The sequence below is a fragment of the Paenibacillus sp. FSL H8-0282 genome (assembly GCF_037963825.1).
GTDB lineage: Bacteria > Bacillota > Bacilli > Paenibacillales > Paenibacillaceae > Paenibacillus_AQ > Paenibacillus_AQ odorifer.
On record NZ_CP150146.1, the window covers coordinates 1,212,524 to 1,238,901 of the forward strand.

General features: G+C 45.9%; 24 protein-coding genes. 5 read left to right on the forward strand and 19 right to left on the reverse strand.

Annotation, left to right across the window (positions count from 1 at the left end; all coding sequences use genetic code 11):
• Positions 1-117 precede the first annotated feature (117 nt).
• Positions 118-1,050, reverse strand: a complete 933-nt coding sequence (locus NST94_RS05190) for an EamA family transporter (RefSeq protein WP_076130627.1) — start codon at positions 1,048-1,050, stop codon at positions 118-120.
• Positions 1,051-1,219: 169 nt separating this feature from the next.
• On the opposite strand from NST94_RS05190, the gene NST94_RS05195 reads away from it, so the two are divergent.
• Positions 1,220-2,629, forward strand: coding sequence for a PLP-dependent aminotransferase family protein (locus NST94_RS05195; protein WP_248547902.1), 1,410 nt, complete (start codon positions 1,220-1,222; stop codon positions 2,627-2,629).
• Positions 2,630-2,853: 224 nt separating this feature from the next.
• Positions 2,854-3,504, forward strand: coding sequence for a hypothetical protein (locus NST94_RS05200; RefSeq protein WP_339282127.1), 651 nt, complete (start codon positions 2,854-2,856; stop codon positions 3,502-3,504).
• Positions 3,505-4,345: 841 nt separating this feature from the next.
• On the opposite strand, the gene NST94_RS05205 is transcribed toward NST94_RS05200, so the two are convergent.
• From NST94_RS05205 to NST94_RS05250, 10 genes are all read right to left on the reverse strand, one after another.
• The gene (locus tag NST94_RS05205) at positions 4,346-5,755 is read right to left on the reverse strand and encodes a nucleoside recognition domain-containing protein (protein ID WP_076220490.1); all 1,410 of its coding nucleotides are present in this window, start codon (positions 5,753-5,755) and stop codon (positions 4,346-4,348) included.
• Positions 5,733-6,464: a FeoB small GTPase domain-containing protein gene (locus NST94_RS05210; protein WP_076130631.1), complete on the reverse strand. Its 732-nt coding sequence runs from the start codon at positions 6,462-6,464 to the stop codon at positions 5,733-5,735. Before NST94_RS05210 ends, NST94_RS05205 begins: the two co-directional genes overlap by 23 nt.
• Positions 6,461-6,715, reverse strand: a complete 255-nt coding sequence (locus NST94_RS05215; protein ID WP_036679839.1) for a FeoA family protein — start codon at positions 6,713-6,715, stop codon at positions 6,461-6,463. Before NST94_RS05215 ends, NST94_RS05210 begins: the two co-directional genes overlap by 4 nt.
• Positions 6,716-6,941: 226 nt before the next feature.
• Positions 6,942-7,400: an SRPBCC domain-containing protein gene (locus NST94_RS05220; protein WP_076104700.1), complete on the reverse strand. Its 459-nt coding sequence runs from the start codon at positions 7,398-7,400 to the stop codon at positions 6,942-6,944.
• Between the two features lie 105 nt (positions 7,401-7,505).
• Complete coding sequence (locus NST94_RS05225; RefSeq protein ID WP_339281743.1) at positions 7,506-8,462, reverse strand: YafY family protein; 957 nt, start codon at positions 8,460-8,462, stop codon at positions 7,506-7,508.
• A 147-nt stretch (positions 8,463-8,609) separates the two neighbouring features.
• Positions 8,610-10,556, reverse strand: coding sequence for an ABC transporter permease (locus NST94_RS05230; RefSeq protein ID WP_339281744.1), 1,947 nt, complete (start codon positions 10,554-10,556; stop codon positions 8,610-8,612).
• Positions 10,531-11,301 carry an ABC transporter ATP-binding protein gene (locus NST94_RS05235; protein ID WP_036679832.1) on the reverse strand — a complete coding sequence of 257 codons (771 nt, stop codon included), beginning with the start codon at positions 11,299-11,301 and terminating at the stop codon, positions 10,531-10,533. The genes NST94_RS05230 and NST94_RS05235 overlap by 26 nt, the downstream gene beginning before the upstream one ends.
• A gap of 239 nt (positions 11,302-11,540) precedes the next feature.
• Positions 11,541-12,539, reverse strand: coding sequence for a sensor histidine kinase (locus NST94_RS05240; RefSeq protein WP_076187328.1), 999 nt, complete (start codon positions 12,537-12,539; stop codon positions 11,541-11,543).
• Positions 12,536-13,234 (reverse strand): response regulator transcription factor, encoded by a 699-nt coding sequence (locus tag NST94_RS05245; protein ID WP_076303434.1) that lies wholly within the window; start codon positions 13,232-13,234, stop codon positions 12,536-12,538. The genes NST94_RS05240 and NST94_RS05245 overlap by 4 nt, the downstream gene beginning before the upstream one ends.
• A 165-nt stretch (positions 13,235-13,399) precedes the next feature.
• Entirely contained in the window at positions 13,400-13,702 is a 303-nt protein-coding gene (locus NST94_RS05250; protein WP_339281745.1) for a hypothetical protein, read from the reverse strand.
• 1,149 nt (positions 13,703-14,851) lie between these two features.
• Between NST94_RS05250 and NST94_RS05255 the strand changes: the two genes are divergently transcribed.
• Positions 14,852-15,757 carry a GNAT family N-acetyltransferase gene (locus NST94_RS05255; protein ID WP_076129573.1) on the forward strand — a complete coding sequence of 302 codons (906 nt, stop codon included), beginning with the start codon at positions 14,852-14,854 and terminating at the stop codon, positions 15,755-15,757.
• A 316-nt stretch (positions 15,758-16,073) separates the two neighbouring features.
• Here NST94_RS05255 and NST94_RS05260 read toward each other — a convergent pair whose 3' ends face one another.
• A complete protein-coding gene (locus NST94_RS05260) occupies positions 16,074-17,228 on the reverse strand; it encodes a phosphodiester glycosidase family protein (RefSeq protein WP_076219736.1) in 1,155 nt (384 codons plus the stop codon).
• Between the two features lie 246 nt (positions 17,229-17,474).
• Here NST94_RS05260 and NST94_RS05265 point away from each other — a divergent pair, with 246 nt between their 5' ends.
• Entirely contained in the window at positions 17,475-18,062 is a 588-nt protein-coding gene (locus tag NST94_RS05265; protein ID WP_339281746.1) for a histidine phosphatase family protein, read from the forward strand.
• 77 nt (positions 18,063-18,139) lie between these two features.
• Positions 18,140-18,958: a GGDEF domain-containing protein gene (locus tag NST94_RS05270; RefSeq protein ID WP_081387703.1), complete on the forward strand. Its 819-nt coding sequence runs from the start codon at positions 18,140-18,142 to the stop codon at positions 18,956-18,958.
• Between the two features lie 67 nt (positions 18,959-19,025).
• Here NST94_RS05270 and NST94_RS05275 read toward each other — a convergent pair whose 3' ends face one another.
• The 7 genes from NST94_RS05275 to NST94_RS05305 form a co-directional block, all read right to left on the reverse strand.
• Positions 19,026-20,258, reverse strand: coding sequence for an SLC45 family MFS transporter (locus NST94_RS05275; RefSeq protein WP_248547896.1), 1,233 nt, complete (start codon positions 20,256-20,258; stop codon positions 19,026-19,028).
• 4 nt (positions 20,259-20,262) lie between these two features.
• Positions 20,263-21,000 (reverse strand): glycerophosphodiester phosphodiesterase, encoded by a 738-nt coding sequence (locus tag NST94_RS05280; RefSeq protein WP_076303451.1) that lies wholly within the window; start codon positions 20,998-21,000, stop codon positions 20,263-20,265.
• A 102-nt stretch (positions 21,001-21,102) separates the two neighbouring features.
• A complete protein-coding gene (locus NST94_RS05285) occupies positions 21,103-21,969 on the reverse strand; it encodes an STM4011 family radical SAM protein (RefSeq protein WP_076303450.1) in 867 nt (288 codons plus the stop codon).
• Positions 21,966-23,315, reverse strand: a complete 1,350-nt coding sequence (locus NST94_RS05290) for an STM4012 family radical SAM protein (protein ID WP_076129568.1) — start codon at positions 23,313-23,315, stop codon at positions 21,966-21,968. Before NST94_RS05290 ends, NST94_RS05285 begins: the two co-directional genes overlap by 4 nt.
• A 32-nt stretch (positions 23,316-23,347) precedes the next feature.
• The gene (locus tag NST94_RS05295) at positions 23,348-24,130 is read right to left on the reverse strand and encodes an STM4013/SEN3800 family hydrolase (RefSeq protein WP_076129567.1); all 783 of its coding nucleotides are present in this window, start codon (positions 24,128-24,130) and stop codon (positions 23,348-23,350) included.
• A complete protein-coding gene (locus tag NST94_RS05300) occupies positions 24,130-25,467 on the reverse strand; it encodes an STM4014 family protein (protein WP_339281747.1) in 1,338 nt (445 codons plus the stop codon). Before NST94_RS05300 ends, NST94_RS05295 begins: the two co-directional genes overlap by 1 nt.
• Positions 25,427-26,272 (reverse strand): STM4015 family protein, encoded by an 846-nt coding sequence (locus NST94_RS05305; RefSeq protein WP_076129565.1) that lies wholly within the window; start codon positions 26,270-26,272, stop codon positions 25,427-25,429. Before NST94_RS05305 ends, NST94_RS05300 begins: the two co-directional genes overlap by 41 nt.
• Positions 26,273-26,378 lie beyond the last annotated feature (106 nt).

Sequence of the window (26,378 nt, forward strand, 5' to 3'; positions counted from 1 at the left end):
AGAAAAGAAGCGCCGTTAAGCGAATCCTCCTTTCATATATGAGTCATATTTAGCTGTGTTTAATTTAACTTGTTTATATAATACGCAATAGTGGTCATAAATGCAATATATAGTACGTCATATATTTGATTTTTTTAACGCAACAGTGTTGATCTTCTTTTTTTGCAGTAATTGCTTTAGAGCATCAGCATTCACTAGGATTGTTCCGGCAATGATGGTGAACACTCCGAGAATCGTAATCCAAGATACGGACTCCTTGTAAAAGAAAAAGCCTACACCCACCGCAATCGGTGGAGAAATATAAAGCCAGGTAGAAGGAAACACTGGGTTGGTCTTAGCTACGAGCCAGTAGAACAAGGTATGGCCGACCATGGAGCCGATAACTGTGAGATAGAGCAGTGAACCTGCTGTTTCGAATGAGAAGAGAAATGCAGGATGTACTTTTTCCGTGGCAAAAGAAAGAATGAATAACAACGCACCGCCATACATCATTTGAGCCGCATTCAGCGCAATCGGTGAGACCTCAGGCATACTGTTAATTACTTTTTTGGAGTAAATCGCACCTACAGCATAGCAACACTCTCCAATTAGGACTACGGCGCAACCGATGAGCCACAGTGGTGAAATATCAACGGCGAGATTGGGGAGAACCAGCAGCAGTACGCCAGTGAAGCCGATGATGCAGCCATATAGGGAGATGGCGGGTGCTTTTTGCCGAAGAATAGAGGTTTGGAGCAGCAGGATCATGATCGGTCCAGTGGCAGAGAGTACAGCTGCAAGCCCTGAAGAAACATATTGTTCAGCCCAGTAGAGACCCGCGAAGGTGCCGAAGGTTAGAGCAGACCCGGTGAACAACATTTCTTTGCGCAACAGCAAGGAGAAGCTGGCTTTTCGTTTCCAGACCATCCATAGGAATAGAACAGCGCCTGCGACAAAAAATCTTAAGCCCGCTGAAAAGAAAGGAGGCGCACCGGCATCTACGCCGATTTTGATAGCTAGAAAGGTCGTGCCGAAGATCAGACATACAAGTGCATAAGCAAATAAGATCATTTTGAAAAGTCCCCTTTTGTGTGCTTTATAAAATATAAGAATTTATAAGCTGGCATTTTGTTAATCATATAGGGGAGAGGACAGAACAGATTGCCTTGTGTAGAACAGATTAATTCAGAAATCGTGTACAATATGATTACAAGGTTGTTCGGAGAGGAGTTGTAGCCAGATGAAAAAGGTTGTGGGAGCGGAGCATAATCATCCTTTGTTTCGGCAGGTCTATGAATTTCTATTAAATCGCATGGAGCGAGGGGAGTGGGTCGCACATGATAAGCTTCCTTCTATACGGCTGCTGGCGGAGGAGCTTAAGGTACATCGACTGACCGTATTCAAAGCGTACAGACGGTTGACGGAGGATGGAAAGGTTTATGTAAAAGATAAATCAGGATATTACGTGGCACCCATAATCTCGCTTCCTGCTATTGAAGTAGGAGCCGAAGTATCGGCTTATGCGCTCACTAATCCGCTGTCTGATATTCAGAGAGTGCCAGTTAAGTATCAGTTCTCGCAGGCGCTGATTGATCCGGGGCTGCTGCCGAATCTTTTTCTATCTGACTATGTCAAAAAAGTGTTCGATCTATATCCCAAGGTAATGGGAACGTATGCCTCGGTCCAGGGGGATAACGAGCTGCGTGAGACGTTAAGCCACCACTTTCGGAAGCAACATCGGCTGCAGTTAACTTCGGAAGAGCTGCTTATTACCTCGGGTGCGCAGCAGGCGATCAATCTGATTGCCCGGATTGTGCTTGGTCCTCTGGATACGGTGCTTGTGGAGCGGCCTACTTATAGTGTTGCTATGGATATTTTTCGCCGGGAGGGGGCACGGTTGGTCCCGGTAGAGATCACTCCGGAGGGATATGATCTGGAGGAAGTAGAAGCTTTGATGAAAAAGCATAAGCCGCGTATGTTCTACATTAATCCAACGCATCACAATCCAACTGGATACACGGTGCCTGTGCAACAGCGCAAGCTGTTGGTAGAACTGGCCGAACGTTATCGCTGTTTACTGGTGGAGGATGACCCGTTCCGCGATATGTATTTTGATGAGGAGCCGCCGCCGCCCTTTTTTGCTTATGATACGGAGGGGTGGGTGATCTATATCAGCAGCTTCAGTAAATATGTAGCCCCTGGCTTACGAATCTGTGCGGTGGCCTGCCGATATCCATTTATGGAGCGTCTAATCACGGCCAAATCACTCGCAGACAATGGCACTCCGCTGCTGAATCAAAAAATATTTCTACATTACTACACCTCCCCACGCTTGCAACAGCATCTTGGTAAGCTGCGCATTGCGCTTCAAGTGCATAAGGAAATTGTAGAAGAGGAGCTGGCGGGGACTGGCTGGGAATGGACGACTCCGCAAGGCGGATTAAATCTATGGGTGAAACTACCGGAGCATCTTACGATGGATCGCCTGTTTGCTTCAAGTATGGCGCAGTCGATCGCTTTTGTTCCTGGGGAGTTATTTGATCCACTGGGGGAAATGAAGTCAAGGCTTCGCCTAAGTTATTCCTTTGCAAGCGAAGCGGTGCTGCGCGAAGGAATACAGCGTTTGATTGGGATCGCGCACAGTCTGTGAGTGGTACAGCAGGTATGGGGGATTAATGAAGAGGATATGAGGAGTTAAAGAGGATTAGAGGAATTAAAGAAGAAGATTAGATTAATTGCTGCCGGATAGACTTGTATCACTTGTTTGGAAATTCCTGTAACACTTTCCACGTTTGCTCCGTCTGTAAAGTAAAGAAGGGGGTTATCAAAGTGCGAAAGATCAATTTCCGAAAGTTCAATTTCCGAAGTCCAATGATGATATTTCTAGGTGTCCTATTAATATTTACGGCTTTGCTGACGGTGAGGCCCTCAGTCACTTATGCATGTTCCTGTGTTATGCCTGCGGAGCCACTGGAAGCTCTTGAGAAAAGTACAGCTGTCTTTGTCGGGAAAGTAGTGGACATGAAGGAGCCGTCACAGGGGAACATAATTTCTTCTGCTGATCCAGTAAAGGTAACCTTTGAGGTGGATTCCAGCTGGAAAGGGGTCGAGGGAAACCAAGTTACATTGACTACGGCTTTATCTTCTGCAAGCTGCGGCTTTGAATTTGTGGAAGGGGAAAGTTACATTGTCTATGCTTATGCTAGAGACGGTGGAGAATCTGGTAATCTGGAGGCTAGTTTATGCAGTCGAACTAAGCGGCTAACCGCTGACTCAGTGGATCTAAAAGAGCTGGGACCGGGTATTTCGGCAACGACGCCTACCGCTTCTCCGGAGGTAACCCCGAATAATTCACCGGAGTCAGAAGCTGGGAGTAATGAGCCTGATCAAACGGGGAACCCGGCTGGGGACAGTGATTCCTTTTCACTTGTTAATGTGGGGATTATTGGAATAATTATCGTTCTAGCAGCTATAGCTGGGGCTGTTCTATACCGTCGTAGAAATGATGGAACGCGCAAAAAATGACTCTAAATGTAGAGTCAAGTCATGTAATGTAATGGTGGGATCAAGTTAGGACGTAAGAGTATATAAGGGGTTGTGATAAAATAAGCGGTCGCTCGGGATAAACATCCGAGCGACCGCTTATTTGTTTGAGAAGACCTTGAGTAACTGGTGTTGGGCTGTGTTGGTGGACCAGTGGTGGAGTATGTTGGTGGGCGAAAAGGTACTGATGCTAATGCTGGTGTGTGCTGAAGGGCGGCGTAGGTCTAGAGTTGGTATGTGTGGAAGGGCGATGCAGGTCTAGTGCTGGTGCTGGTGCTGGTGCTCAAGTGTAGCTCGGAATCATCTAGAATCAATAATTAGGGAAATCCTCCCTGATTTTATCGTGTTTTACTCATTATTAGCGATAATTGGGGAATTGCTCCCTAAAATTCTGCGGAAATTGCCTTTTTTGCCTATAATCGGCTAATTATTAGGGAGAAATTCCGCAAAAAGTTCAATATGTGCTTATAAAGTTCGATTATTAGGGAGAAATTCCCTAAATATGATTTCAAAGTGGGCGGAACTTTGTGAAGCAAATTCTAGTTATTGTTGGTGTTGCAAAGTGAAGCAAGATGAACTCTAGATATTGTAGGTGTTGCAAAGTGAAGCAAGATGAACTCTAGATATTGTAGGTGCTGCAAAGTGAAGCAAGTTGAACTTTAGATTGTAAGGTAAAGTAAGGTGAATTCCGTGTAGCAAGGTTAATTTGGGTGATGTGATTAAGGTGAATTTAGTGAGTTAATGATGAATTTTTGCGATGTAAGTTGAAATCAGTTGAAGTGAGTTGTGAAGTCACTTGAGTTTAGATCGCAAGCCTACCTCGTCACACCCACCCAAATAACCGGGCAAGCTGAGCGACAGCAAAGGTTACTCCGATGGCGATACCCAGCGGAATGACTGCTGAGAGAACGGCCCATTTCATGCTTTTTGTTTCCTTGTAAATGTTCACGAGTGTTGTACCACAAGGATAGTGGAGCAGGGAGAACAGCATCATGTTGAGTGCGGTCAGCCAGGTCCAGCCATGTGAGAGAAAGACATCTTTGATACTGCCTAAGCTGTCGATATCAACCATAGCGCCTGAGGACATATAGCCCATAAGCAGGATAGGCAATACGATTTCATTCGCAGGAAGTCCAAGAATAAAGGCCATGATGATAAAGCCATCCATGCCGAGCAAATGTGCGAACGGATCAAAGAATGCAGCCATATGATTCAGTACAGAATCGCCGCCAATAAACAGATTGCCTAGAATCCAAGTGATAATCCCGGCAGGGGCAGCAACGACGATAGCCCGAGTAAGTACGTTAAGGGACTTATCTTTGGAGGAAATAAGTATGGTCTTCCAGATTTGTGGACGGCGGTAGGGAGGAAGCTCCAAAGTGTAATGTGTGGGAACCCCACGCAGCGCAGTTTTGGACATGACCCAGGAAACGGTTAAGGTAACAATGATGCCGATTAGAACCATTCCCATTAGGACGGAGGCAGTGGTGAATGTACGAAGCGCGCCTGTCGTAGCGGCTCCTGCCATAAATAAGGAAGACAATAAAATCAGCGTGGGCCAGCGGCCGTTGCAAGGGACAAAATTGTTGGTCAGTATAGCCAGCATTCGTTCACGCGGCGATTCGATGATTCGTGTGGAGAGGATAGCGGCCGCGTTACAGCCGAAGCCCATGGACATGGTTAAAGCTTGCTTGCCATGACCACCTGATTTTTTGAACAGTCGGTCCATGTTAAAAGCAACGCGTGGCAGATACCCGAAATTCTCAAGCAGAGCGAATACGGGGAAAAAGATCATCATCGGTGGCAGCATGACACTGATTACCCATGAGGTGCCTCGATACAAGCCAAGCACAAGCACGCCGTGCAGCCAAGCTGGGGCATGGAGAGCCTCAAATCCCGCTGTCAGATATCCTTCGATGAAGCCAAAGAAGGAAGCGAGCCAGCTAGAAGGGTAGTTAGCCCCGGCAATCGTAATCCAGAATACGACACCGAGAATGGCGAGCATGATGGGAAAACCCCAAATTTTGGAGGTCACGATATTATCCAGCTTGTAAGTGCTGTTCAGTTTCTTCTTATCCCGATAAGTAACTGCATCTCCGCAGATGCCTGCGGATACGCCATATATACCACTGACAATCTCATCCCGAATGGCTCCGCCGTCAGCGAGCTTTTTTGCGGTGGACAATAGGGAATCTAGAGCGTCAGATCCCTTAGTGATAGGCAGTGACTCCATGGCCGATGACCTCCTTTGCTTCGGGTAAATCCTTGCTTTTCATATGCTCTTTAAGTGAAGTAAGCAGGCTGTCATCACCGTCCAATAAGCGCAGTGCAATCCAGCGAGCGGGATATTTGGTACCGATGGTTTGCTCTACCAATGGTGTAAGCTCGGCAATTCCCCGTTCGATCTCTTCGTTGTAACTAATCCGCAGCGGCTGCGCTGTGAATGAGCCTGTAGCCACTCGCTCCACTTGATCCAATAAGGCATCGATCCCTATTTTATTGCGTGCCGATATCGCAACGACGGGTACGCCGAGACGTTTGGAGATACTCTTCAGGTTGATGTCGATGCCCAGCTTACGTGCTTCATCAATGAGGTTGATGCAGACAACCGCCCGTCCGGTAATCTCCAGCACTTGCAAGGCAAGATTGAGATTACGTTCCAGCGAAGTAGCGTCAAGCACTACAAGTGTCACGTCTGGCTGTTCAAAAATAATATAATCTCTAGCCGCTTCTTCATCCGCGGAATTTGAGTATAAGGAGTACGTTCCTGGTAAATCTACCGCGAGGTATGAATGGTTATTGTGTTTGAATTCGCCTTCGGCAGTAATGACGGTTTTACCTGCCCAGTTTCCAGTATGCTGTCGCATGCCGGTTAGCAGGTTGAATAGTGTACTTTTTCCGGTGTTAGGATTGCCTGCAAAAGCGACGGTGAACTGACTCATGCTTCTACACCTCCAATTAATTCTCCGAATATTAAAGAACTTTCTTCTCTACGCAGTGCAATGGTCGTATTGCTTACCCGAAAAGCTATAGGATCTCCTAATGGACTACGCCGCAACACCTCTACGATATTCCCGACTACGAACCCGAGGTCCAGTAATCTTCTTCTAAGCACACCTTGAACTTCAATGTCGCTGATGCGCAGCGTGCTACCCTTTGCAGCCTCTGATAAAGGAATAGTTGTTCCAGTCATGAGATCCCTTCTTTCATTTATATTTTTACCGCCTACGGTTTTTATTTTGTGTATTAGAACATTTCTTGTAGTCTGGCACAACATTAGTATATGGCAACAACTTTGTCCCTGCAACAAGAATGTTTCCCTTAGGCAAAATAAAATTAAGCAAAAAAAGCCCCTGACGAAAGAGGGCTTGTACGCTCTTTTCCGCAGGGTTGAGCTTAATTCCTAATTAACATTAAAATTACGACCAGCTGCCAAAATCAAGTGTACGTCCGGTCTCGACCAAGGTTTTAATATTACTCAGAACCTGCCACCAGGCGTTGATACTGCCAGCATATGAAGGATCATCAGGATGCCATTCATCGTGGATAAGCGTAAGCTTAGTAGTTCCACCCACCGGTTCAAGCAGCCAAGATATACGCGATTCATATCTTTCTGTACCCTTATGATAGGAGGGGCCGACCTTATGCGTGAAACGAAACGCTTTTTGTGGAGTGAACTCCAGCAGAGTCCCATATACATGTATCGTTTCATCGCCATCTGCACCGGGACCAACATATTCAAGCAATTCACCTTCTTTAAAAGTTGATTGGATTACGCTCCCGTAGTAAATCTGTTTAGTACCTTCGGGAGAGATCAAAGTCTCCCATACCTGCTCAGGTGTTCCGCCAATATAAAATTCATAGTGAAGTTCTTTCATTCCTTATTCCTCCTTGGTTTGTACAATCATTTATTCCCTTAGACTTGTTTACACTATACAAAAGGATCACTGACAACTACGGTCAGTGATCCTAAAATAATCATTTTAAGTCTTATAATAAGCTGCCAGATCGGTAGCTATAGCGGACAGCTTTTGTTTCAGAGCTAAAGGCTCTAGGATTCGTAGTGTTGATCCATAAGGCAACAAGAAGTAAGGCGCATAAGTCAGTAAGGAGGTCTCATCGACTTGAAAACGGGCTTGTCCGTCAATGCGCTGGACCAGCGTATGTCCAAACAGCCAATGACTGCATAGATCGTTCAGGATTCCTTCATCGGCGGCGATGACTACTGCTATGAGTTTCTCTGGAGTATTTGGTGTGGGCAGCAAGCTTTTTAATAAAAAATCCCGTGCAGAGAAGTCAGCAGGACGGGCAAACAGAGCTTCTGTGCGGTGCAGTTCAGTTATTCTATCGACTCGGAAAGACCGAATTTCTTGCCTCTGATGGCAATAAGCAACGGTGTACCATTGCCCTTTCCACAGGACAAGTCCATAAGGATCAATAGCGCGGGAAGAAATCGTCTCCCCGTTTCCCTTCCGATATTCCATCTGGAGGGTATGTCCGTTCGCCGTCGCTAATTCAAGCTCTTGCAGCAGGTGGGGAAGCGGCGCAGCAGGGGAGTGGATGGTTTCTATCCCGCACTCATGACGCTCCATCTGTTCTAATTGCTGCGCATTGCTGTATCGTTTCAGTTTGGCGATTGCTTGATCTAGAGCTTCTACATAAGGATATCCAGTTCCCCGCGCAAAGGAGGCGGCTTGCAGGAGGGAACGTTGTTCGTCGGAGTCAAAGAATAACGGGACCTCGGAAAAATGCTCCGGAAGGCTATAGCCACCACCAGGTCCACTATCCGCGATAATGGGTACGCCACTGATGCATAACGCGTCGATGTAACGATAGACAGAGCGGACACTGATCTCTAGCGCTTCTGCTAGTTCCCCGGCGGTTCTTCCCCGTTGCTTGAGCATCCAGAGAATGGATATCATGTGATCAGCCTTGGACATAAATCAGGAACCTCCTTGCTTCATTAATTAGTAATAGTTCACTAACTATAGCAAATTGCCTATTGATCAGCTAGAGAACCTTTTGGTGCTGCCATAAGTTCCAAGCCGCGAAGTACATCCAGGGTTACGATTCTTTTCAACATGGTGTTACACCATTATTTTCTTGAGACTATGAATGTACCGTGATCTCGCAATAAGGAAATAGATAGTTTGCACAACCAGAAATACAGCAGATGTAGTAAGCACGGGCACAGTTACATTTGTGATATTAATCTGTTTCAGTATCGGGCGTATCACGACAAGGGTCTGAATGGTGGCAATAATAATCGGAATATAGAAAAGCACAGAAATCTGTTTGGTAGCAGAAGCTGACATTTCTTTAGTACTTAAACCGATTTTGGACAAAGCATTATACATTTGCTTATCTGTATTGAGCTCAGTATGAAGCTTAAAAAAGAGAAAGCTGGCCGATGAAAGCGAGAAGATCAGTGCGATAAAAATCCCTATAAAGCTAAGCATGGCGGCTCCCTGTTTGGTCGATAGATAGCTGTCTGCTCGCGATCCCAGTATAGAGCTGTATTGATGGTTAGCCTTGTTAGCGGCTTTATTCCATTGGATAAGGTCTCTGGTGACAACAGCTTCAGCTGAGCTGTCATTAGGTGTAGGACCGTCCCATGCAGGGATTTTGTATAGATATTTCACATAAGGTCTCGTGTACTTCTCTGTTGAATTAGAAATCTTATGATATAAGTTGTCATCTACGATTAGAAGTGAGGTGGCCATTGGATCTACTGGATGTACCTTTGGTGTTCGTAATTCTTTTAACATCAGTTCCTCATCTTTTTGAACCTTCAAATGAATCGCTCGATTAGCAGCATAATTCTGTGAATCCATATGTGGGTTCAGCAGCAATACAGCTTCTTTTTCAGACAAGGGTCCAACCTCGGACACATCCATCTGTAAGCCCAGTTGATTGAACTGTGAGCGGGAGATCAGATCAATTCCAAGTATTATTTCCTTATCGATTCCTTGAATGGAAGCAGAGATTAGATCTACTTTATTCTCTGTATACTCGACTTTAGCATTCTTTAATTTAGTGTGAATGGGCTCTAAATCTGGTGTTTCATCCTTCGGATCATAAATCGTATAACTCACAGCGAATGGGGATTTTTTATAGAGGTCTGAGTTCGCTTGATTAATCGATAAAAGAATTCCCGAAGCCATGCAGGCAAGCGAGGTAACCACAGTTACAAGGAACAGCATTCTTGCATTGTCTTTAATCTTATAACTCATCTCGGAAATCCACAGCAGATTGGTTCCGCGCCATAACCGTTTGCGTCTTAGTTTTAGTAGGCGAATGCCCAATACAGATAACTGAGAGTAGAAAAAGTAGGTTCCAGCGATACCTGTGACAGCGGCGACTAACAGTGAGGACGGGGACAATTGCTTCCGAATCGCGAGAGCGCCGACGGTCAACAGTAGAAGCCCAAAGAGCGAGAACAACAAGGAGACACGGGGTTCTTTTTTAGGTTTAACATTTCCCTTAAGCAGTTCAAGAACTTGATGTTTACGAATGAACAATAATGTGAAGATCGAAATGACCAGAAATAATGAAATGAAAGAGATAGAAGTAATCATTAACGCCTTCATTGGCCAATAAAAGGGCAGTGGCTCCATGCCCATAATTGTCGTGCTTAGCAGCAAGAATAACTTGGATAAAAGCATGCCGAAAGACACACCTGTTACTATAGAGAGCAGTCCGATCAGCATGTTTTCTATAAGAATCAGCTTGTTGATCTGGCCAGGGCGTGCGCCTAAAATCATCAGTATGCCGAACTCCAGATTACGCATTTTCAGAAACGCACTAATCGAATATAGTACGAAAAAGAACGCAAAGATAAACACAATGTAAGAAGCAATTTGCATGCCGGAGGCTGAATTCGCACCCAGCGCGATGTTGGTAATACTAGGGTGATAAATAAAGACTGAATAAGAGAAAAAGATCATGACCATAAAAGCACTGCTTAAGAAAAAAGCAAAATAAGCGCGCGAATTACGGCGTACGTTATTAAACGCGAATTGAGGAAAGTTCATGACTATTCCCTCCCCAGAACGAAAGTGTATCGATAATCTTTTGGAAGAAGGCCTGACGGTTATCTCCCCGGTGAATTTCCGCTGCTAGTTTGCCGTCTTTTATAAAAACAATTCGGTTGCAGTAGCTCGCTGCCAGTGGATCATGTGTTACGAGCATTAGCGTGGTGCCTTCTTTGTGGTTAATATCCTCCAGCGATTCCATCACCATCCGCGAAGAATTGGAGTCAAGCGCACCCGTAGGTTCATCGGCCAAAATAATCGAAGGAGAGGTGATGATCGCCCGGGCAATTGCGGTCCGCTGACGTTGTCCCCCTGAAATTTCATAGGTGCGTTTGCTCAGAATATCGGTAATGTTTAAGCGTTCAGCGACTCTTTGAAGCAAGATCTCCATCTGTGAGAGCTTACGGTTATCCAAAGTCAGGGGCAGCACAATATTTTCGGCGACGGTTAACGTCTCAAGCAGGTTGAAGTCCTGAAACACAAAGCCTAGCTGTTTTCGGCGAAAGTGGGCGAGCTCTTTTTTATTCAAAAGATAAGGGTTGCTGCCATTGATATTCACTTCGCCAGAGGACGGCTGGTCGATTGTGGATACCATATTGAGCAGTGTTGTTTTACCGCTACCAGACGGTCCCATAATTCCGACAAATTCACCTTTTTCAATATTAAGATGAATATCGGTGAGGGCTTGGGTCACTATTTTGCCGGGGTATACCTTATGAAGTCCTTTGACTTCCAATACGTTCATATCATTCATTCCTTCCAATACAAAAATGATTTCATCCGCCTTATTCGGGGAACGGGTTATGTATATAATTTATAAGATTGAGAGATTAGCTGCTATGGATTTACCTTAAGGTTCCCTTACAGAGACGTTAAGGTTATGTTCGCCTTTCTCCTTGTGGAGAATGGGTTGAGAGATAAGTAGCCTATAAAGAAGAAGGAGGCTTCAAAGCCATGAATAATGACGACGAAGTCCCCTCAATATTATTTCTGTAGATGATCACTGTTGCTAAAAATAAGTCGCACGCGGGTTCCTTCCCCGAGCCGGGACTGAATATCCACCTTGTGTTCGAGCCTGTTGCAAATCTCCCGGACGAGATACAGCCCCATCCCTGTCGATTCATGATAATGTCGTCCGCGGTCACCCGTAAAGTAGGGATTAAAGACCCGCTTCAGATCCTCAGGAGAAATGCCGATCCCTTGATCGGTAATATCCAGAATCGTGTCGGTGCCTACACGCTGAGCTGAGAGGGTAACGGTCTTGCCAGTACCGGAGGTATAGTTTACGGCATTGGTTAAGATTTGGGCCAGCATAAACATTAACCATTTAGCATCGCTATATACCGCGAGATTGGCATCCACCTGTACATCTACTTTTATACCCCGGCGTATGAATAGTCTGCGATTTTCGGCTACCGCCTCACTAACGGTTTTGCGCAGAAGTAACGGTTCAACTTGAAAATCATTTTCAAATCGGTCAAGTCTTGAAGTGTAGATAACCATCTCCAGCCCTCTGCGCAGACGTTCCAGTTCCTCCTGAATACTTGCGGCAGCCTCCTCTTCAAGATCCTTTAGCGTAAGCTGAATTACAGAGAGCGGGGTCTTCATTTGATGAACCCAGCGATTCATGAATACGATATGCTGATCCATCTGGCGCGCATGCGCATTCACTTGCTCCTGATACTGGCGGTCAATCAGCTGCAATAACTCATGGATAGCTTCTGAAAGAGGAGTGTCTCCTAAGGAAACAAGATGTTTTTGGAGCATGTCCATAGGTTCGCTTAATGCTGCATACAATCTCCGGTGCTGAACGTATCGGTAGCCTAGATATAGCAATAGAACTACGGTACTCAAGGCGATTCCATAAAGCATGATAGAGATCGGTCTGTTCTCACCAGACAGCCAATACAGCAAAGGGATAAGCAGCATCTGAAGCAGATAGAATAGGATCAGTGAGATCTGGTCTCTCCAAAAAAGCCTCATGGCGTATCCTTAGAAACATTAAGCCGATAGCCAGCGCCTCTTACGGTTTCCACAATGTCGCCAAGACCGAGATCCTTGAGCTTTTTGCGGACACGGGTTATGTAGACATTTAATGTATTGTCATCTATGAAATGCTGATCCTTCCACATGAGATCGAGCAGACGCTCCCGGTTAACCACTCGTCCTTCCTTAAGCAGTAAAGCTTCCAGTAGAACCGCTTCCTTCTGGGTTAGCTCACTCGTGTGCCCGTCGTATTGGATCATATATCGTTCAGGATAGAGGATTAAACCTCCAGATTGGAGTTTATGCTCTTCTTGAGTCTGTGAGTATGAACCGTATGCTCTACGTATGTGGCTGCGGATTTTGGCAAGTACAACCTCATAGTGAAAAGGCTTAGTGATATAATCGTCCCCGCCATTCTCAAGCGCCATCACCTGATCCATTCCACTATCCCGTGCAGAAATGAACAGAATCGGGCAGAGTGAGAGGGAACGAATCTGGCGGCACCAGTAGAACCCATCGTATTTAGGCAGATTGACGTCCAGTAAGATAAGGTCAGCCGAGCTTTCATTAAAAGTCTCCAGCACTCTGTTGAAATCCTCTACAATAATTGTATGGAACCCATATTTCGATAGGTACGTGCTCAGCAAGCTTGCCAGCTTGGCATCGTCCTCTATGATTAGAATCGTCTCCATATTTTCACTCCTTTGTTCAGTTATACAGTAACATGGACAAGGAAAATTATGCAAAAAGAGTACTCTTATTCGTGGTCAACGTAAGAATCTAGCTAGTTTTACCGAAGGGGAATTTGGCTGATCTAAGTCTAGCTGACCTAGCCTAGCTGGCCTAGTCTAGCTGGTCTAGCCTAGCTGGCCTAGCTCTAGCTGATCTAGCTCTAGCTGACTTAGCTCTAGCTGATCTAGCTCTAGCTGACTTAGCTCTAGCTGATCTAGCTCTAGCTGACTTAGCTCTAGCTGATCTAGCTCTAGCTGATCTAGCTCTAGCTGATCTAGCTCTAGCTGATCTAGCTCTAGCTGATCTAGCTTTAGCTGATCTAGCTCTAGCTGAACTAGCTTTAGCTGATCTAGCTTTAGCTGATCTAGCTCTAAGCAATCCAGATTTCGCTCAAGCGGATTATCCAGACTTAATTGCACTTTGTACACTTATTTCTGAGTAGATAGTCCCTAGAAGCCATTTAATTGCACTTCGTGCAACTAAAAAGGGTGAATCTAGTGGAATTAAAGGAAAACCAGAAATTTAACTGCACGAAATACAACTAAACTAACTTTTGAAGGAGAATTCTGAGGAATAGTTGCACTAAATACAATTAACAGATGTGTGGAGCTCATAATTATCGCTTGAGAAAGCTTGATCAGTGACTATTTCCTTCGGAAGAAGATCGCCCACTCAACAATCTTTCTCTAATTGCACTTTGTACACTTATTTCTGAGTAGATAGTCCCTAGAAGCCATTTAATTGCACTTCGTGCAACTAAAAAGGGTGAATCTAGTGGAATTAAAGGAAAACCAGATATTTAACTGCACGAAATACAACTAACTATTTTTTTAAGTCACATTCTGAGGAATAGTTGCACTAAATACAATTAACAGATGTGTGGAGCTCACAATTATCGCTTGAGAAAGCTTGATCAGTGACTATTTCCTTCGGAAGAAGATCGCCCACTCAACAAACTTTCTCTAATTGCACTTTGTACACTTATTTCTGCATAGATACTCATTAGAAGCCATTTAATTGCACTCTGTGCAACTAAACAGGGTGAATCTAGCGCAATTAAAGGAAAACCAGAAATTTAACTGCACGAAATACAACTAAACTAACTTTTGAATGAGCATTCTGAGGAATAGTTGCACTAAATGCAGTTAACGGATGCGTGGAGCTCATAATTATCGCTTGAGAAAGCTTGATCAGTGACTATTTCCTCTGGAAGAGATCGCGAACGCCAAAACTTTCTCTAATTGCACTTTGTACACTTATTTCTCCGTAAATAGTCCCTAGAAGCCATTTAATTGCACTTCGTGCAGCTAAAAAGGGTGAATTCGGTGCAATTAAAGGAAAACCAGAAATTTAACTGCACAAAATACAACTAACTATCTTTTGAATGAGCATTCTGAGGAAATAGTTGCACTAAATGCAGTTAACGGATGCGTGGAGCTCATAATTTTCACTCAAGAAATGTTTGTTTTGTGAACGTACGGATCATATTCGGTAGTATAAAATAATAATAACTAATTATGATATATGCTTCATTTTGCATCTCCCTTAATATGAAATTAAAGAGAGGGGCGTGGAAAATGAACTTTAATTTTAGAAGCTACCGTTCTGAAGATCTGCTAAAGGTACGTCATTTTCTTATACAAAGTTATAGTAAGCTAAAGACTCCAAATACCTGGCTTATAGACCGCTGGGAATTTGTTGTTTTTTTTCAGGAGACGAGAAGTGGAACGCTGGAGCAGTGGGAACAAAAAGTGGGCTTATGGGAGTATGACAATGGAGAGCTTGCAGCTGTAGTGTGCAGGGACGATGGGTTCTATTTTCAGTGTGCTGAGATGAATCCTCCGGAAAAATTACTTGAAGAAATGTTTGCTTTTGCTGAACAAAAAGCTGAGGAAGAGAACGGTGGTTACGTAGAGCTGTATGTGCCAATACCGGAGAATATGACCTCTGCGGCGGAGGTTGCTCGTAAGAGGGGGTATCATCAAACGGGTGGTAAGGAAAGCGTAAACTCCTTGCGATTGGATAAGGAATTTCCTGTGGAGCTCCCCTCTGGCTTTAGAATATGCAGCGGAGATGAGATCGAGGTTACTGCAAAAGCGCTCGGACATATCATGGCCTTCGACTATGCAGAAACGGCGGAGGCAGAGCTTACGCTGCTGCATTATGGGAATATGAGTAACGCTCCAAGCTATAATCCGCAGCTCGATCTTAGCGTTGTGAATGACGCGGGCGAAGTGGTTTCCTTTTGTAATATTTTTTGGGACAGCAGCAATAGAATTGGTGCTCTGGAGCCTGTAGGCACATCCATTAATTATCGAAAGCTGGGACTGGGACGGGCGGTTCTACACGAAGGATTTAACCGTTTAAAACAACTCGGAGCTAGTAAAGTTTACGTAGGTTCGATGCAGCCTTTCTACGAGAAATTGGGCTTTACTACAGAAGTTTGGTTGCAGGTGTGGGAATATTCAGGTCACACAGATTAAGTTGCACCGGCTGCCCCTAACATTGGATCTGTCAGCAGTATCTAAACTGGCAACGTTTTATGAAAAATCCCCTTGATGGGTAAGTCATCAAGGGGATTTTTGGGTTTGAGCTCGGCAATCATATGCTGCAAAGTAATCTCATACGTCGCACAGCAATCATACCGCTATAGCAATTATGCGCTGCAAACTGCCTCAGATTGCACTTTGTACAATATTCTTAGTAGCCGAAGCCGAAGCCGAGCAGTAGCGTAGCTGAGCCAAGCCAAGCCAAATCACGAAGCTCAGCACTCGCAACTAGCCGTCTGGCCAAGAGATTTTATTGATATTTGACTACAATTGCATTGCTGATCTGACGCCCAGGGGACGTAAGATATTTGCCGTTGTAGTAGAGCCCGCTGGATGCACCACCATCCAGATTCATGGCTTGATACGCTCCAGCTTGCTTCATCATTTCTGCCAGCTGTGGGATGGTGGCTCCACCAGTGGTCAGTAGAATGAGCTTATGGTCGCGTGTTAATCCGAGCGCGCTGCGTGCTCCGCCGCCGGTTAAGATTTTTGGATCTTTGAAGCCTTCTGCCGCGACATTTAGGGATACCTTGCCGTTCACAAGAAGACGCGGGCCGGCTTGAAGAGCTCCTTCCATAGAACCGGAAGCGAAGCGGCTTGTGAATTCCAGCCCAGGAATCAGTGACGCCAGATGGTTGCTGTCATAGGTAAAAATCGTCCGGCGATCCCCGGAGCTATTTTTAAGCATTTTTCCGCCGCTGACAATGTAGCCGTATGGAGCTTTGTATGCTCCTTTTGTATAGGCATCAAAAAATGTTCCGTTAATCGCAACTACGGCATTATTACGTTTAGCCAGACTGCTTAGGTCCTCTACTTTTCCGACCGTATTTCCAGCCAGTACGACATCAAGTTTCACCTTAGGATGCAGCAGGGACACTGTAACCGTCTGGGCTTTGAAGGATCTGCCGCCAACTTTGAAGGTTTTACTAGCGCTGACAACTGGTGAAGAATCCGCTTTGATTAGTGCGCCGGACTGTACAGGAACAGTGGTTGCAATATCATTACTCTTAAGGGTTAATGAAGAGGCTTCCTTATCCCAAGTTAATTGAATGCCAAGCGTTGTGCTGATAAAAGACAACGGGATATATACCGTGCCATTATCACTGAAAGCAAGATCAGTTAGTGTAACCGACTTTTCATTGACGAGCGCAGCGGTTTGACCTAATGTAAGCGTTATGGTGGTGTCTGCATTCGTAATGCTTATACGTTTTTCGTTAGGATTCCATACAGACTGTATACCAGTGAAGCTATTTAAGAGACGCAGTGGTATGTATGAATGGTTATTCTTGTCCACATAGACGGTGTTTTTAGGAACTGGTGTTGCACCAACAGTGGATGGGCAAGTGGCGACAAGCGGAACGAGCAGTAAGAAGGTAAGAAACAGAGTGGACCCTAGCTTTTTCATCATAAACAATTACTCCTTATCTTGTAGCTGTTGTAAAAAACGACAAGGTTTATTATACCTCATGTTCAAAAACTTGGATAACCTTTATTTTTAAATGTTCATAGGGTGAATCTGATAGAATATAGATTATATTATTTATATTAGCACTGAAATTGCACTGAGATTAGCACTATAACTAGCACCATAACTAGCACCATAACCAGCATCACAATTGCCACTAGACTCAATAGCTAAAAGGAGATTTTTATGACTACGATAGGTTTAATTCGCCATGGAAGTACCGCGTGGAATAAAGAAGGCAGAGTGCAAGGGCATACGGATAATTCATTGGATGCTGAAGGCCTGCAACAGGCACAACTACTGGCTGAACGTCTTAGCACAGAACAATGGGATTACATATATTCAAGTGATTTACTCAGAGCGCGGCAAACGGCAGAGGTTATTGCAGAAAGATTAGGCCTTGAGATCACGGGTTTAGCGCCGGGCATTCGAGAGATGTATGCGGGACTTATTGAAGGAACTACGCAGCAAGAGCGGATTGAACGATGGGGAACCGATTGGAAGACGTTAGATTTGGGTTTGGAAACTCCAGAAGCCAGCGAGCTCAGAGGCAGCGAAGTCATTGAAGAAATTGCGGCGAGACATCCAGGCAGTAATATTCTGATCGTTAGCCATGGTGCAATTTTACGCAGTAGCCTTAGAAGACTACTTCCAGAACTGGACGGCACAGTATTATTGAACAATACGTCAATTACGCGAATAACAAAATCCGAATCGGATGGCTCCTGGAACTGCGAGTTATATAATTGTGCGCGGCATTTGGAGAAAGAGTAAGTGTTCAGATAATGTTCAGAGCTTTTTTATATATTGGTATCGCAGTACAGTAAGCTAATTATTTGTAGTTCAGAAGGATGTGCGAATTAAAGGTGGTAGAGGTTCAGATTTATTTACAAACGTTAATGTCCATTATCATCGCAGGGGTTGTAGGTTATTTAGTATTAAGATTTTACCGGGATGTTGCTAGTAAGGAACCAAAACAAAGAGCAGTTTACACGGGCCTTTCCATTATAACTATTGTCGTTGGATTGTGGGCAATGCATCAGCTAGGCAAAAAATCCTTAGAAGAAACTATAGAGGTCAATGGGGGGATTTTCACTCCGTTATTGATATACGCGCTTACGATAGCTGTTTTAATGTTTTTGCTTACACGGCTGAACCTTGTTTTGGCGGAAAGAGAGCAGCTTAAGGAACTTGCCTATAAGGATGGCTTAACGGGGCTCTTAAACAAGAATGGAATGGATCACTTTTGGGATCGCTGCAAAGTAAATGAGCAACTAGCCGTATTGTTTATGGATTTGAACCGTTTCAAATCAATCAATGACAGCTTAGGACATCATGTGGGCGATTTACTGCTGCAAGAGGTGGGAGGAAGGTTAAGTCAATTCTCCAGCAAAAGAAAACGCCATATTTTCCGCATAGGCGGCGATGAATTTGTGATTGTAGCTAAAGGCTGCAATCAGAAGGAAGCGGAGCAGTTAGCGGTGCAGATTCTGGAGAAGACGACCAGACATTATCAGCTGGGAGAGCACAACCTCTTTGTATCTGCGAGCATAGGCATCAGCATTAGTCATGGCAAGGTGGATCATTTCAGGCTGCTGCACGAAGCAGATACAGCGATGTACACCGCCAAACAGCTGGGTACAGGTCGTTATTCAGTTTATAAAAATTAGTTTGTTAAGTGTAAAATATAAGCGTCAGCCCTGGACATAAATAGATGTCTAAGGCTGACGCTTTTTTTTAGGCTCCCGGTGTGTGAAACTTGTGGGGGACTTGCTTGCGTCCCTTCATCAAGAAGAGGCAGAGCAGGGCAACCGCCATACTAATCGCTGCTACATAGAACAGGATGGAGTAATCAAAAATATCAATCATTAGCCCCAGCAAAGGTGGCGAGCTGATCGCTGCCAGTGAAGAGACCAAATAATACATCCCTGTTCGAGTACCGATACTCTCCTCAGTTCCCGTTGCAACAACATAAGGATAAGAGTTGATGTTGATACAAGCCCAGAAGATTCCTCCTGTCAGGAGTAACGCTCGAAGCACCAGCAGGTCCTGTGCAAACCCAACAAGCGCAAAGACCGTCATCAGGCCACATACGCCGATGATAATGATCTTCTTTTTCCCGAATCGCCCACCCAGCCAACCGCTCGGAATAGCGAACAGCACAAAGGCAAGGGAGAAGAAGGTAAGGGAGAAGGAGGCTGCTTGTTCACTGAGGCCCAGATGGTTTTTGCCATACAATGTAAACAAGGTTTCGACCCCTTGATAAGCTACAAACCAGAAGAAAATCGCTGCCAGTAGAAAGACTGTAGTACGATCCAGCTGGCCGCGAAAGGAGACTCTGGAAGGCTTAACTATCGTCGCAGAAGGGCTCCCCGCTGTATCGGATAGAAGCGTAGGGCTTATATTCACACCATCCCGTTTTTCTTTGATGAAGCGCGATACGATAAACAGACATAACAGGGTAATCAGTCCAGCAACGAGAAATGGCAGCGCAGGATTTGATTTATAGAGGATCGAACCCACGCCGAAAGCCAGAATTGATCCGAATCCACCCATGAAATTAATTAATCCGTTAGCCTTTGTACGCTGCTCTTCAGGTGTTATGTCGGGCATGAGAGCGACGGTAGGGGAACGGTATAAACTCATGGCTAAATTCATCAGCATCATAAATAAAAGCAGTGTAAATAGTCCGGTATGAAACGGAATCAGCATAGTCAGCACGGCAGCGAAGGGCATACCGATCATAAGATAAGGCATTCTGCGTCCAAAACGCGAGGTCGTGCGGTCACTCCGATTGCCGATCCAAGGCTGCAAGAATAAGGCGAAGTAATTATCAATCGTCATCATGAAGCTGATTAGGGCCACGCTATGTACATATTTTTCGAGGAAAAAAGGTACAAATGCGTTATACAGACTCCATGTAATGCTGATGCTGAAAAAGCCGAATCCGAGCAGCCAGACTTTTTTCACACCATCACACTCCCTTGTCAGCCAGGAGTCCAGCGAGTAGGTCTGGATGATCGGTAATAATGCCTGATACACCAGTTTCAATTAAATATTTCATCCGCTCGGGATCGTTAACGGTCCAAGGATGGTAGACAACGCCATGCTTCGCCGCTTCTTCGACGAATTCAGGCAGTACTGCAAAATGATACGCATGCAACGCAGTCGCTCCAAGTGTAGCTGCATAATCCCAAGGACGATACAAGCCTTCCCCGTACAGAATTCCTGTTCTGATCTCCGGTGCCAGCGACTGACAGTAAGCTAGTGAATAATGGTTGAAGCTCGAAAAAATGACGCGATCGCTCATCTTGAAATCCCGTACGGCCGCGATCACTTTTTCCTCCATACCCGGATATAAAAAAGTGCCATTTTTAAGCTCGATATTTAGTATGGTATCTCTACCTTGCAGCAGATCTAATAAATCTTCCAGCAATGGAAGGCGCTCATCTTTGAATTCAGGTCCGAACCATGATCCTGCGTCCACTTCCAGCAGTTCTGCGAGTGTATGATCCTTCACATAGCCGGTTCCGCTTGTTGTGCGGTTTAGAGTTTCATCATGAATGAGGACTAGGCCGCCATCCTTGGTCATTTGTACATCAGTTTCTATTCCGGTTGCACCCAGCTCAAGACCTTTGCGAAATGCTGCCATAGTATTTTCTGGACACACTGCCGACGCTCCACGATGCGCAAAATTAATGATGTTGTTCATAAGTTATTGTCCCTCCAACCTTAGTGTTTGCTATGCCCCTATAGATGGGGGCTACTTGTCATATTCCACAGAGAGTAAAGAAACCCTGTCTGGAATTTTAAATCAGTTATTCATAGCGCCATACGGGATTCGTTCCAAAAGTCCAGCTTCATAGATGCTCCGCAGCTTCAGCTCGGGCATATGAATATAACCGATATAACAATCGCATACCTTCATTCGGCAGCTTCTAACCGCAGAGAGACCCTCTAGCCCATCACGGTAAAGATTGCCTATGACCCCTCTGTCCTTATAGCAGCGTTTCACAAGCCCAGCGCCCTGTACGTAAAAAACATCTTTTCCTGCATTGCAGGCTTGGCCAAGGCTTTCATAATCCATAGCATTCACAGAAAAATGTGGATCAATCTCGCTAAGGAAGACAAAATCCTCAGCTGTATAATAATCAGGTTTATCTTTGTAAGCATTGACCCATAAGTACACGTTCTCTGGTAACGCAGAACGAAGTGAAGCTATCGCTGAAAAAGCGCTGCGTATTCCAACGCTTCCCACACTAAATGGAACGTCGTTCTCATATAAAGTCAAACATTGCGCCAGAAATTTATCCTCCCGCACTTGTCCGGGGTGGTAGGTGGCCCAAAAGGCCACTTTTTTACGATTCAGCTGGGAGATGAAACCCAGGTTGGCAGATAGGTTGGTCTGAATCGCTACCTTCTCTACATGGTCCATATTGGAGAGGGCAATCATTGCTTCTTTGTACCAGCGATGAATTAGCCCTTCGCCATAGGGATTAAAAAATATAGAAAGCCGATGACCTGCCGTACCTTGCTCAGAGGCCCACGCTACGAAGGCTTCCAGCCCCTGGCGGTCCTTGGCGAGCGTAGCTGCGCTGTCTCTTGTTTTGCCAAAAGGACAATAGGGGCAATCATAGTTGCAGGACGTGAGGGAACCGCGGTAGTAGAGGACCGCATTCATGGCAATACGAACCTTTCCATCTGCTCTCGGATCTCCCCAGAAATAAACCAATCCCCAATCGAATCAGAGTAACCCATCCCTTCGGTGGTAAGGCGCAGGATGCCATCTTCCTCCTGCCCAAGACCGGAATGAAGCAGGTTGGACAGCTCAGGATAATCGCTCCAGAGCGATTGACCGAAACGCTGGCTGTAATCTTCAAGCTTCAGCCCTTCGCTATGTAGAATCGCCTTCAGAATAAAGCGGCGTTTCTGTTCTTCAAGACTCAGCACAATCCCGTAATCCGCAGTATCGTAACGATCCGTCGCAACGTAATCAGCAATAATGCTCTCGGTTGCTTTACGGCTTACCCCATAACGGGAAGCGTAATGCACATGGCGGGTGTAGGATCTTGCTCCGCAGCCCAATCCGACCATTCCTTCTTCTTGGCAGCTATAATCGAGAATGGGTTTAGCTGTTCCTGCGTCTTCCTTGGCGAAACGACGCATGGAGTATTGGCGATATCCTCTCGCTCTAAGCAGCTGCCCAGCGGCTTTGTAGCAATCTAGGCGAATATCGTCCTGACGCTGGATATCACCAGGCTTCACAATCGTATGCTCACGGGTGTAGAGCGGATAGATGAAAATTTCCTCTGGCTCAAAGCTGATCGCTTGATTGAGCGAATATAGCCAAGAGTCGACCGTCTGCCCCGGAAGCCCGTAGATCAGATCTAAATTCAGTATGGGAAAATCATATTTCCCCAGCAGCTCTAGTGCCCGATATACCTCATCCGGATTTTGTGGGCGATAGATGGCCGCCGATTCAGCAGCGACAAAACTTTGGATGCCCATGCTGACCCGATCCACCGTATACTCTTTTAGAATATTCAGCTTCTCTTCGGTAATCGTCTCCGGTGAAGTTTCTACTGAGATGGAGGCTGTATTTGTGTCCAGTCCCATCGTATCAACGGCAATGTGGAACAAGCGGCGGAGCTGATCTGCTGCCAGCAGGGTGGGAGTTCCACCGCCGATCGCAAAACGCGCATAAGGTTTATGTCTGGTGAATTCCGCCCATTGCTTTGCTTGGCGTTCCAGGGCATCCACGTATGTGGCATGAACATTTGCGCGTTTATCAGGCAGGGTAAATAGGTTGCAGAATCCGCAGCGTGCGCCACAAAACGGAATATGCATATATAGAAAGAAAGATTCCGCAGGCTCATCACGCCAGAGTGTTTCTAGCGGCATCGGAGGCTGCAAATCCCTGTAAGCCGTTTTGTGTGGATAGGAATACAGATAAGAACGGTAAGGGTGAGCAGTAATGCTGTCTTTCCACTTGTGAAGCTCTTCTAAAGAGAAGGACGATAACGTCATATCAGTTCTCCATCCTTTCCTTGTTATAAATATTATAAAATAAACTCCCGATAAGGGACGTTCCATACCGTCTCGTGGGCAAGGCGATGCCCCTGATAGCCATCTTCCCCATAAGCGGTTCCATGATCTGAAAAAGCCAGGCAGAAGACCGGATTGCCGCGTTCCCGGAACGCATCGAACAACCGGCCCAGTTCACCGTCCACATAACGAAGAGCGGCGCGCTGGCTGTCTACGGAGTCTTTTTTAGCACCAGGTACAAAATAATGATTTGGTCCGTGAATGGCAGAGACGTTGAGGAACATAAACAATCTTTGCTCGCTAGGAGTATCCTTTAGCAGCTTCAAGGCATGGTTCACCTGATGCTCTGTGGAACGCGGATTGGTCACACCGAAGGTCATCCGCCAGTAGCTTTGCTGGAAATAGCTTGGCAACACACGAGCGAGTGGATTTTTTTTGGTGAAAAAAATAACACCTCCAATACAAACCGTGCGATAGCCCTCGGCAGCAAGTCCTGACACGATATCCGGCGTATCGAACAGCCATGTATGGGGATGCGTCTTCATTCCGGTGTTTCGGGAATGGAACATGCGGATATGCTCAGTCTTATCCGTTGTAGCTGGAGTAGGCAAGAAGCCGCCGAAAAAAGCGTGATGGGCCGCATAAGTAAAGCTGCCGGGAGTATGTCTTTTCTCCCAGGATCCCGTTCCGCACAGGTTCGGGCAGTTCGCTTCCTCCATAGTAGCTGCATCGTATCGAAGGGTATCAAGTGTGATCATTAGAATGTCATGGGTGCCAACGATAGTGTTCATATCCATTAAGAGGATCCTTCCTTTATAAGCGGTGTTGAGGGATGAGTAATATAGTCTCTGGCGGTCAATACCTTCATTTCCCATTCGTAGGTGCTGCAGCCGCGGTATTTCACATCGTACAGCAAATCGCCAAAAGGATTAACATCGGCGACAAAACACTGCTGCGATCCTCCAGATATCAGCACGTCTATCCCGGCAACTCCAGAACGGGGAAATGCCGCCAGCGCTTGCAACGCGGTATTTCGTACCTGCTCCTGTATGAATTCTGATAAACCGGCTTCTGAAGGAGACATCCGCTGGCTGCGTAAATGCAGATTCGTAATTGGGGTGGAACTTACACGAGCAATTGTATGACAGGCCTCACGGAGAACCACGAGCTGGCGGATATCGAAGGCTTTGCCGTTATGGCCGATCTTAGGGATCCATTGCTCGGCATAACCACCATGCCGATAAATCCAGTTAATAATGCCGGAGATCGTGGCGGTATCTGTGTATCGCCGCAGTTTACCGGAATTATAGTAAATGGGCGGTCGGGTGATGTAATTCTCGACCCCCACTGTAGTTAAGGCAATTTCGGCACCTGTAACGGGATGGAGCTGATAGGCGATCACCCCGGAAGCGGCAGAGCCGAAGGCTAGCTTAATGAATACCCGGTGCATTCGCCGGGAGATCATCATCTCACGGAGAGAGGCATAGTCGGTAGGCTGCTGTTCCTCGCCTAATGGACGAGGAATAGGGATGCCTGCCTCACTCAGAATCTGTTGTGCCCGCCGTTTATCGGTCATGGCCGCAATGTCAGCGGGGTCATTTAACCATAGCGAGCCTGGACAAACCTCTTTGGCTTCGCGCTGTAGTCTAGCCAGCATGCGGCAATAACCGCGGAACCATTGCGAAGGATGATGCAGGACACCCTGCATCTCCTTCAATTGATGGGCTACCTTCACACGGAGTGGGCGCGGATCAGGTCTTTCAGCGTAGGGATGCAGCGAATCGTCAACATCAACGGCATCAGGTGCGCCAAGAGCGATTAAGGCACGTTCTACTTCAAAGCTGCTGCCAGGCGATTCCAATCTCAGCAGCGGGGGAGCCGCACTGAGATCTATTCCGTTATAAACAGCCGGCTGGCTGGATAACAGCTGCTTCTGCACTTCCAGCAGATCACCTAACGATTGGCCTTGCAGAAATTCAGCGTACGATAAAATGATGGCAGGTGGCATTCCGAGATCGGAACGTGCTTGCTGAATGCCGCTAGTCCGTTTATCCCCAGGAATACCGATAACGATCATCGGCCGCATAGGGGGCTCACTCTGTGATGGAAGGATAACGCCAGTCTTCCTCATCATCGCTTTCCTGTTTGTCGCTGACATCGACAGGTAATCCACTCTGCTGCCACCGGCTGATCATCTCGTCGGACATAAAATGATGGCTTAGATTCAATGCTTTTAGTCCCTTGATTCTCTCGCTGGCAAGAAGCAATTCAGCACCTTCGTCGCTGAGGGTACCCAGAGATAGATCTAGCGTATCCAGCTGATCTAAGATAGGCGCATTTGCTACTGCACCGGCGATTTCATCTTGTATTTCGCTATTTTTTAATCCCAGATAGGTAAGTTTAGGGAACTTTCCTACTTCTATAAGAGGTAGAATATCTGCGAGGCTTCCGTCAAAGCCGTAGTTATCTACGCCAAGATAGAGTTCCAGCTTGCGTAAATTCGGCAATTGGCTGGCTGCAATATTTTCAAGTACGGCTTTACTTAAGCCGCCACTAATAATTATCAGTTCCTCCAGCTTGTCATGCTTTAGCTCTGAGAGGCTCAGCTCATTCCCGCCTTGAATCGTGAGTGATTGTAATTCTGGAAAAGCAGGGAGCAACGGTGATAGATCGCTTTGGGTAATCCATGAAATCTCGCATTCCTCATAGCCCATCTCACCAATAAAAAGCTTGCGTAAAGCCGGGAAGCTGGCGCTATGCGTAACCAGTGCCTCTACAACCTCTTCCGAGCTATTCTCGTAGGCTTGCCCCCAATCACCGATAATTAGGCTGGTCAGCGATGCACCTTCAGGGCTGCTGCTTAACTTCTCAATTGCTTCGCCAATTCTTTGACCTTCTTCGAATTCGTCGTATCCAATACTAAGCTTTACTTCCGTCATGGGTGTTCCCTCCCGGAAAAATTTAACTTCGAAAATACCCTATCATCTGTAGCCGAGGGAGTCAAATAGCTGAATATAACTATAGTTAAACTCTCCATATTATTGA

What these genes read in the sequence shown, in the direction of transcription:
- NST94_RS05265 (WP_339281746.1), top strand. Translation starts at nt 17,475, where the DNA reads ATGACTACGATAGGTTTAATTCGCCATGGAAGTACCGCGTGGAATAAA.
- NST94_RS05240 (WP_076187328.1), bottom strand. Translation starts at nt 12,539, where the DNA reads ATGAGGCTTTTTTGGAGAGACCAGATCTCACTGATCCTATTCTATCTG.
- NST94_RS05260 (WP_076219736.1), bottom strand. Translation starts at nt 17,228, where the DNA reads ATGAAAAAGCTAGGGTCCACTCTGTTTCTTACCTTCTTACTGCTCGTT.
- NST94_RS05245 (WP_076303434.1), bottom strand. Translation starts at nt 13,234, where the DNA reads ATGGAGACGATTCTAATCATAGAGGACGATGCCAAGCTGGCAAGCTTG.
- NST94_RS05280 (WP_076303451.1), bottom strand. Translation starts at nt 21,000, where the DNA reads ATGAACAACATCATTAATTTTGCGCATCGTGGAGCGTCGGCAGTGTGT.
- NST94_RS05200 (WP_339282127.1), top strand. Translation starts at nt 2,854, where the DNA reads ATGATATTTCTAGGTGTCCTATTAATATTTACGGCTTTGCTGACGGTG.
- NST94_RS05270 (WP_081387703.1), top strand. Translation starts at nt 18,140, where the DNA reads ATGTGCGAATTAAAGGTGGTAGAGGTTCAGATTTATTTACAAACGTTA.
- NST94_RS05210 (WP_076130631.1), bottom strand. Translation starts at nt 6,464, where the DNA reads ATGAGTCAGTTCACCGTCGCTTTTGCAGGCAATCCTAACACCGGAAAA.
- NST94_RS05305 (WP_076129565.1), bottom strand. Translation starts at nt 26,272, where the DNA reads ATGACGGAAGTAAAGCTTAGTATTGGATACGACGAATTCGAAGAAGGT.
- NST94_RS05235 (WP_036679832.1), bottom strand. Translation starts at nt 11,301, where the DNA reads ATGAACGTATTGGAAGTCAAAGGACTTCATAAGGTATACCCCGGCAAA.
- NST94_RS05220 (WP_076104700.1), bottom strand. Translation starts at nt 7,400, where the DNA reads ATGAAAGAACTTCACTATGAATTTTATATTGGCGGAACACCTGAGCAG.
- NST94_RS05285 (WP_076303450.1), bottom strand. Translation starts at nt 21,969, where the DNA reads ATGAATGCGGTCCTCTACTACCGCGGTTCCCTCACGTCCTGCAACTAT.
- NST94_RS05255 (WP_076129573.1), top strand. Translation starts at nt 14,852, where the DNA reads ATGAACTTTAATTTTAGAAGCTACCGTTCTGAAGATCTGCTAAAGGTA.
- NST94_RS05290 (WP_076129568.1), bottom strand. Translation starts at nt 23,315, where the DNA reads ATGACGTTATCGTCCTTCTCTTTAGAAGAGCTTCACAAGTGGAAAGAC.
- NST94_RS05225 (WP_339281743.1), bottom strand. Translation starts at nt 8,462, where the DNA reads ATGTCCAAGGCTGATCACATGATATCCATTCTCTGGATGCTCAAGCAA.
- NST94_RS05195 (WP_248547902.1), top strand. Translation starts at nt 1,220, where the DNA reads ATGAAAAAGGTTGTGGGAGCGGAGCATAATCATCCTTTGTTTCGGCAG.
- NST94_RS05300 (WP_339281747.1), bottom strand. Translation starts at nt 25,467, where the DNA reads ATGATGAGGAAGACTGGCGTTATCCTTCCATCACAGAGTGAGCCCCCT.
- NST94_RS05230 (WP_339281744.1), bottom strand. Translation starts at nt 10,556, where the DNA reads ATGAACTTTCCTCAATTCGCGTTTAATAACGTACGCCGTAATTCGCGC.
- NST94_RS05295 (WP_076129567.1), bottom strand. Translation starts at nt 24,130, where the DNA reads ATGGATATGAACACTATCGTTGGCACCCATGACATTCTAATGATCACA.
- NST94_RS05190 (WP_076130627.1), bottom strand. Translation starts at nt 1,050, where the DNA reads ATGATCTTATTTGCTTATGCACTTGTATGTCTGATCTTCGGCACGACC.
- NST94_RS05205 (WP_076220490.1), bottom strand. Translation starts at nt 5,755, where the DNA reads ATGGAGTCACTGCCTATCACTAAGGGATCTGACGCTCTAGATTCCCTA.
- NST94_RS05215 (WP_036679839.1), bottom strand. Translation starts at nt 6,715, where the DNA reads ATGACTGGAACAACTATTCCTTTATCAGAGGCTGCAAAGGGTAGCACG.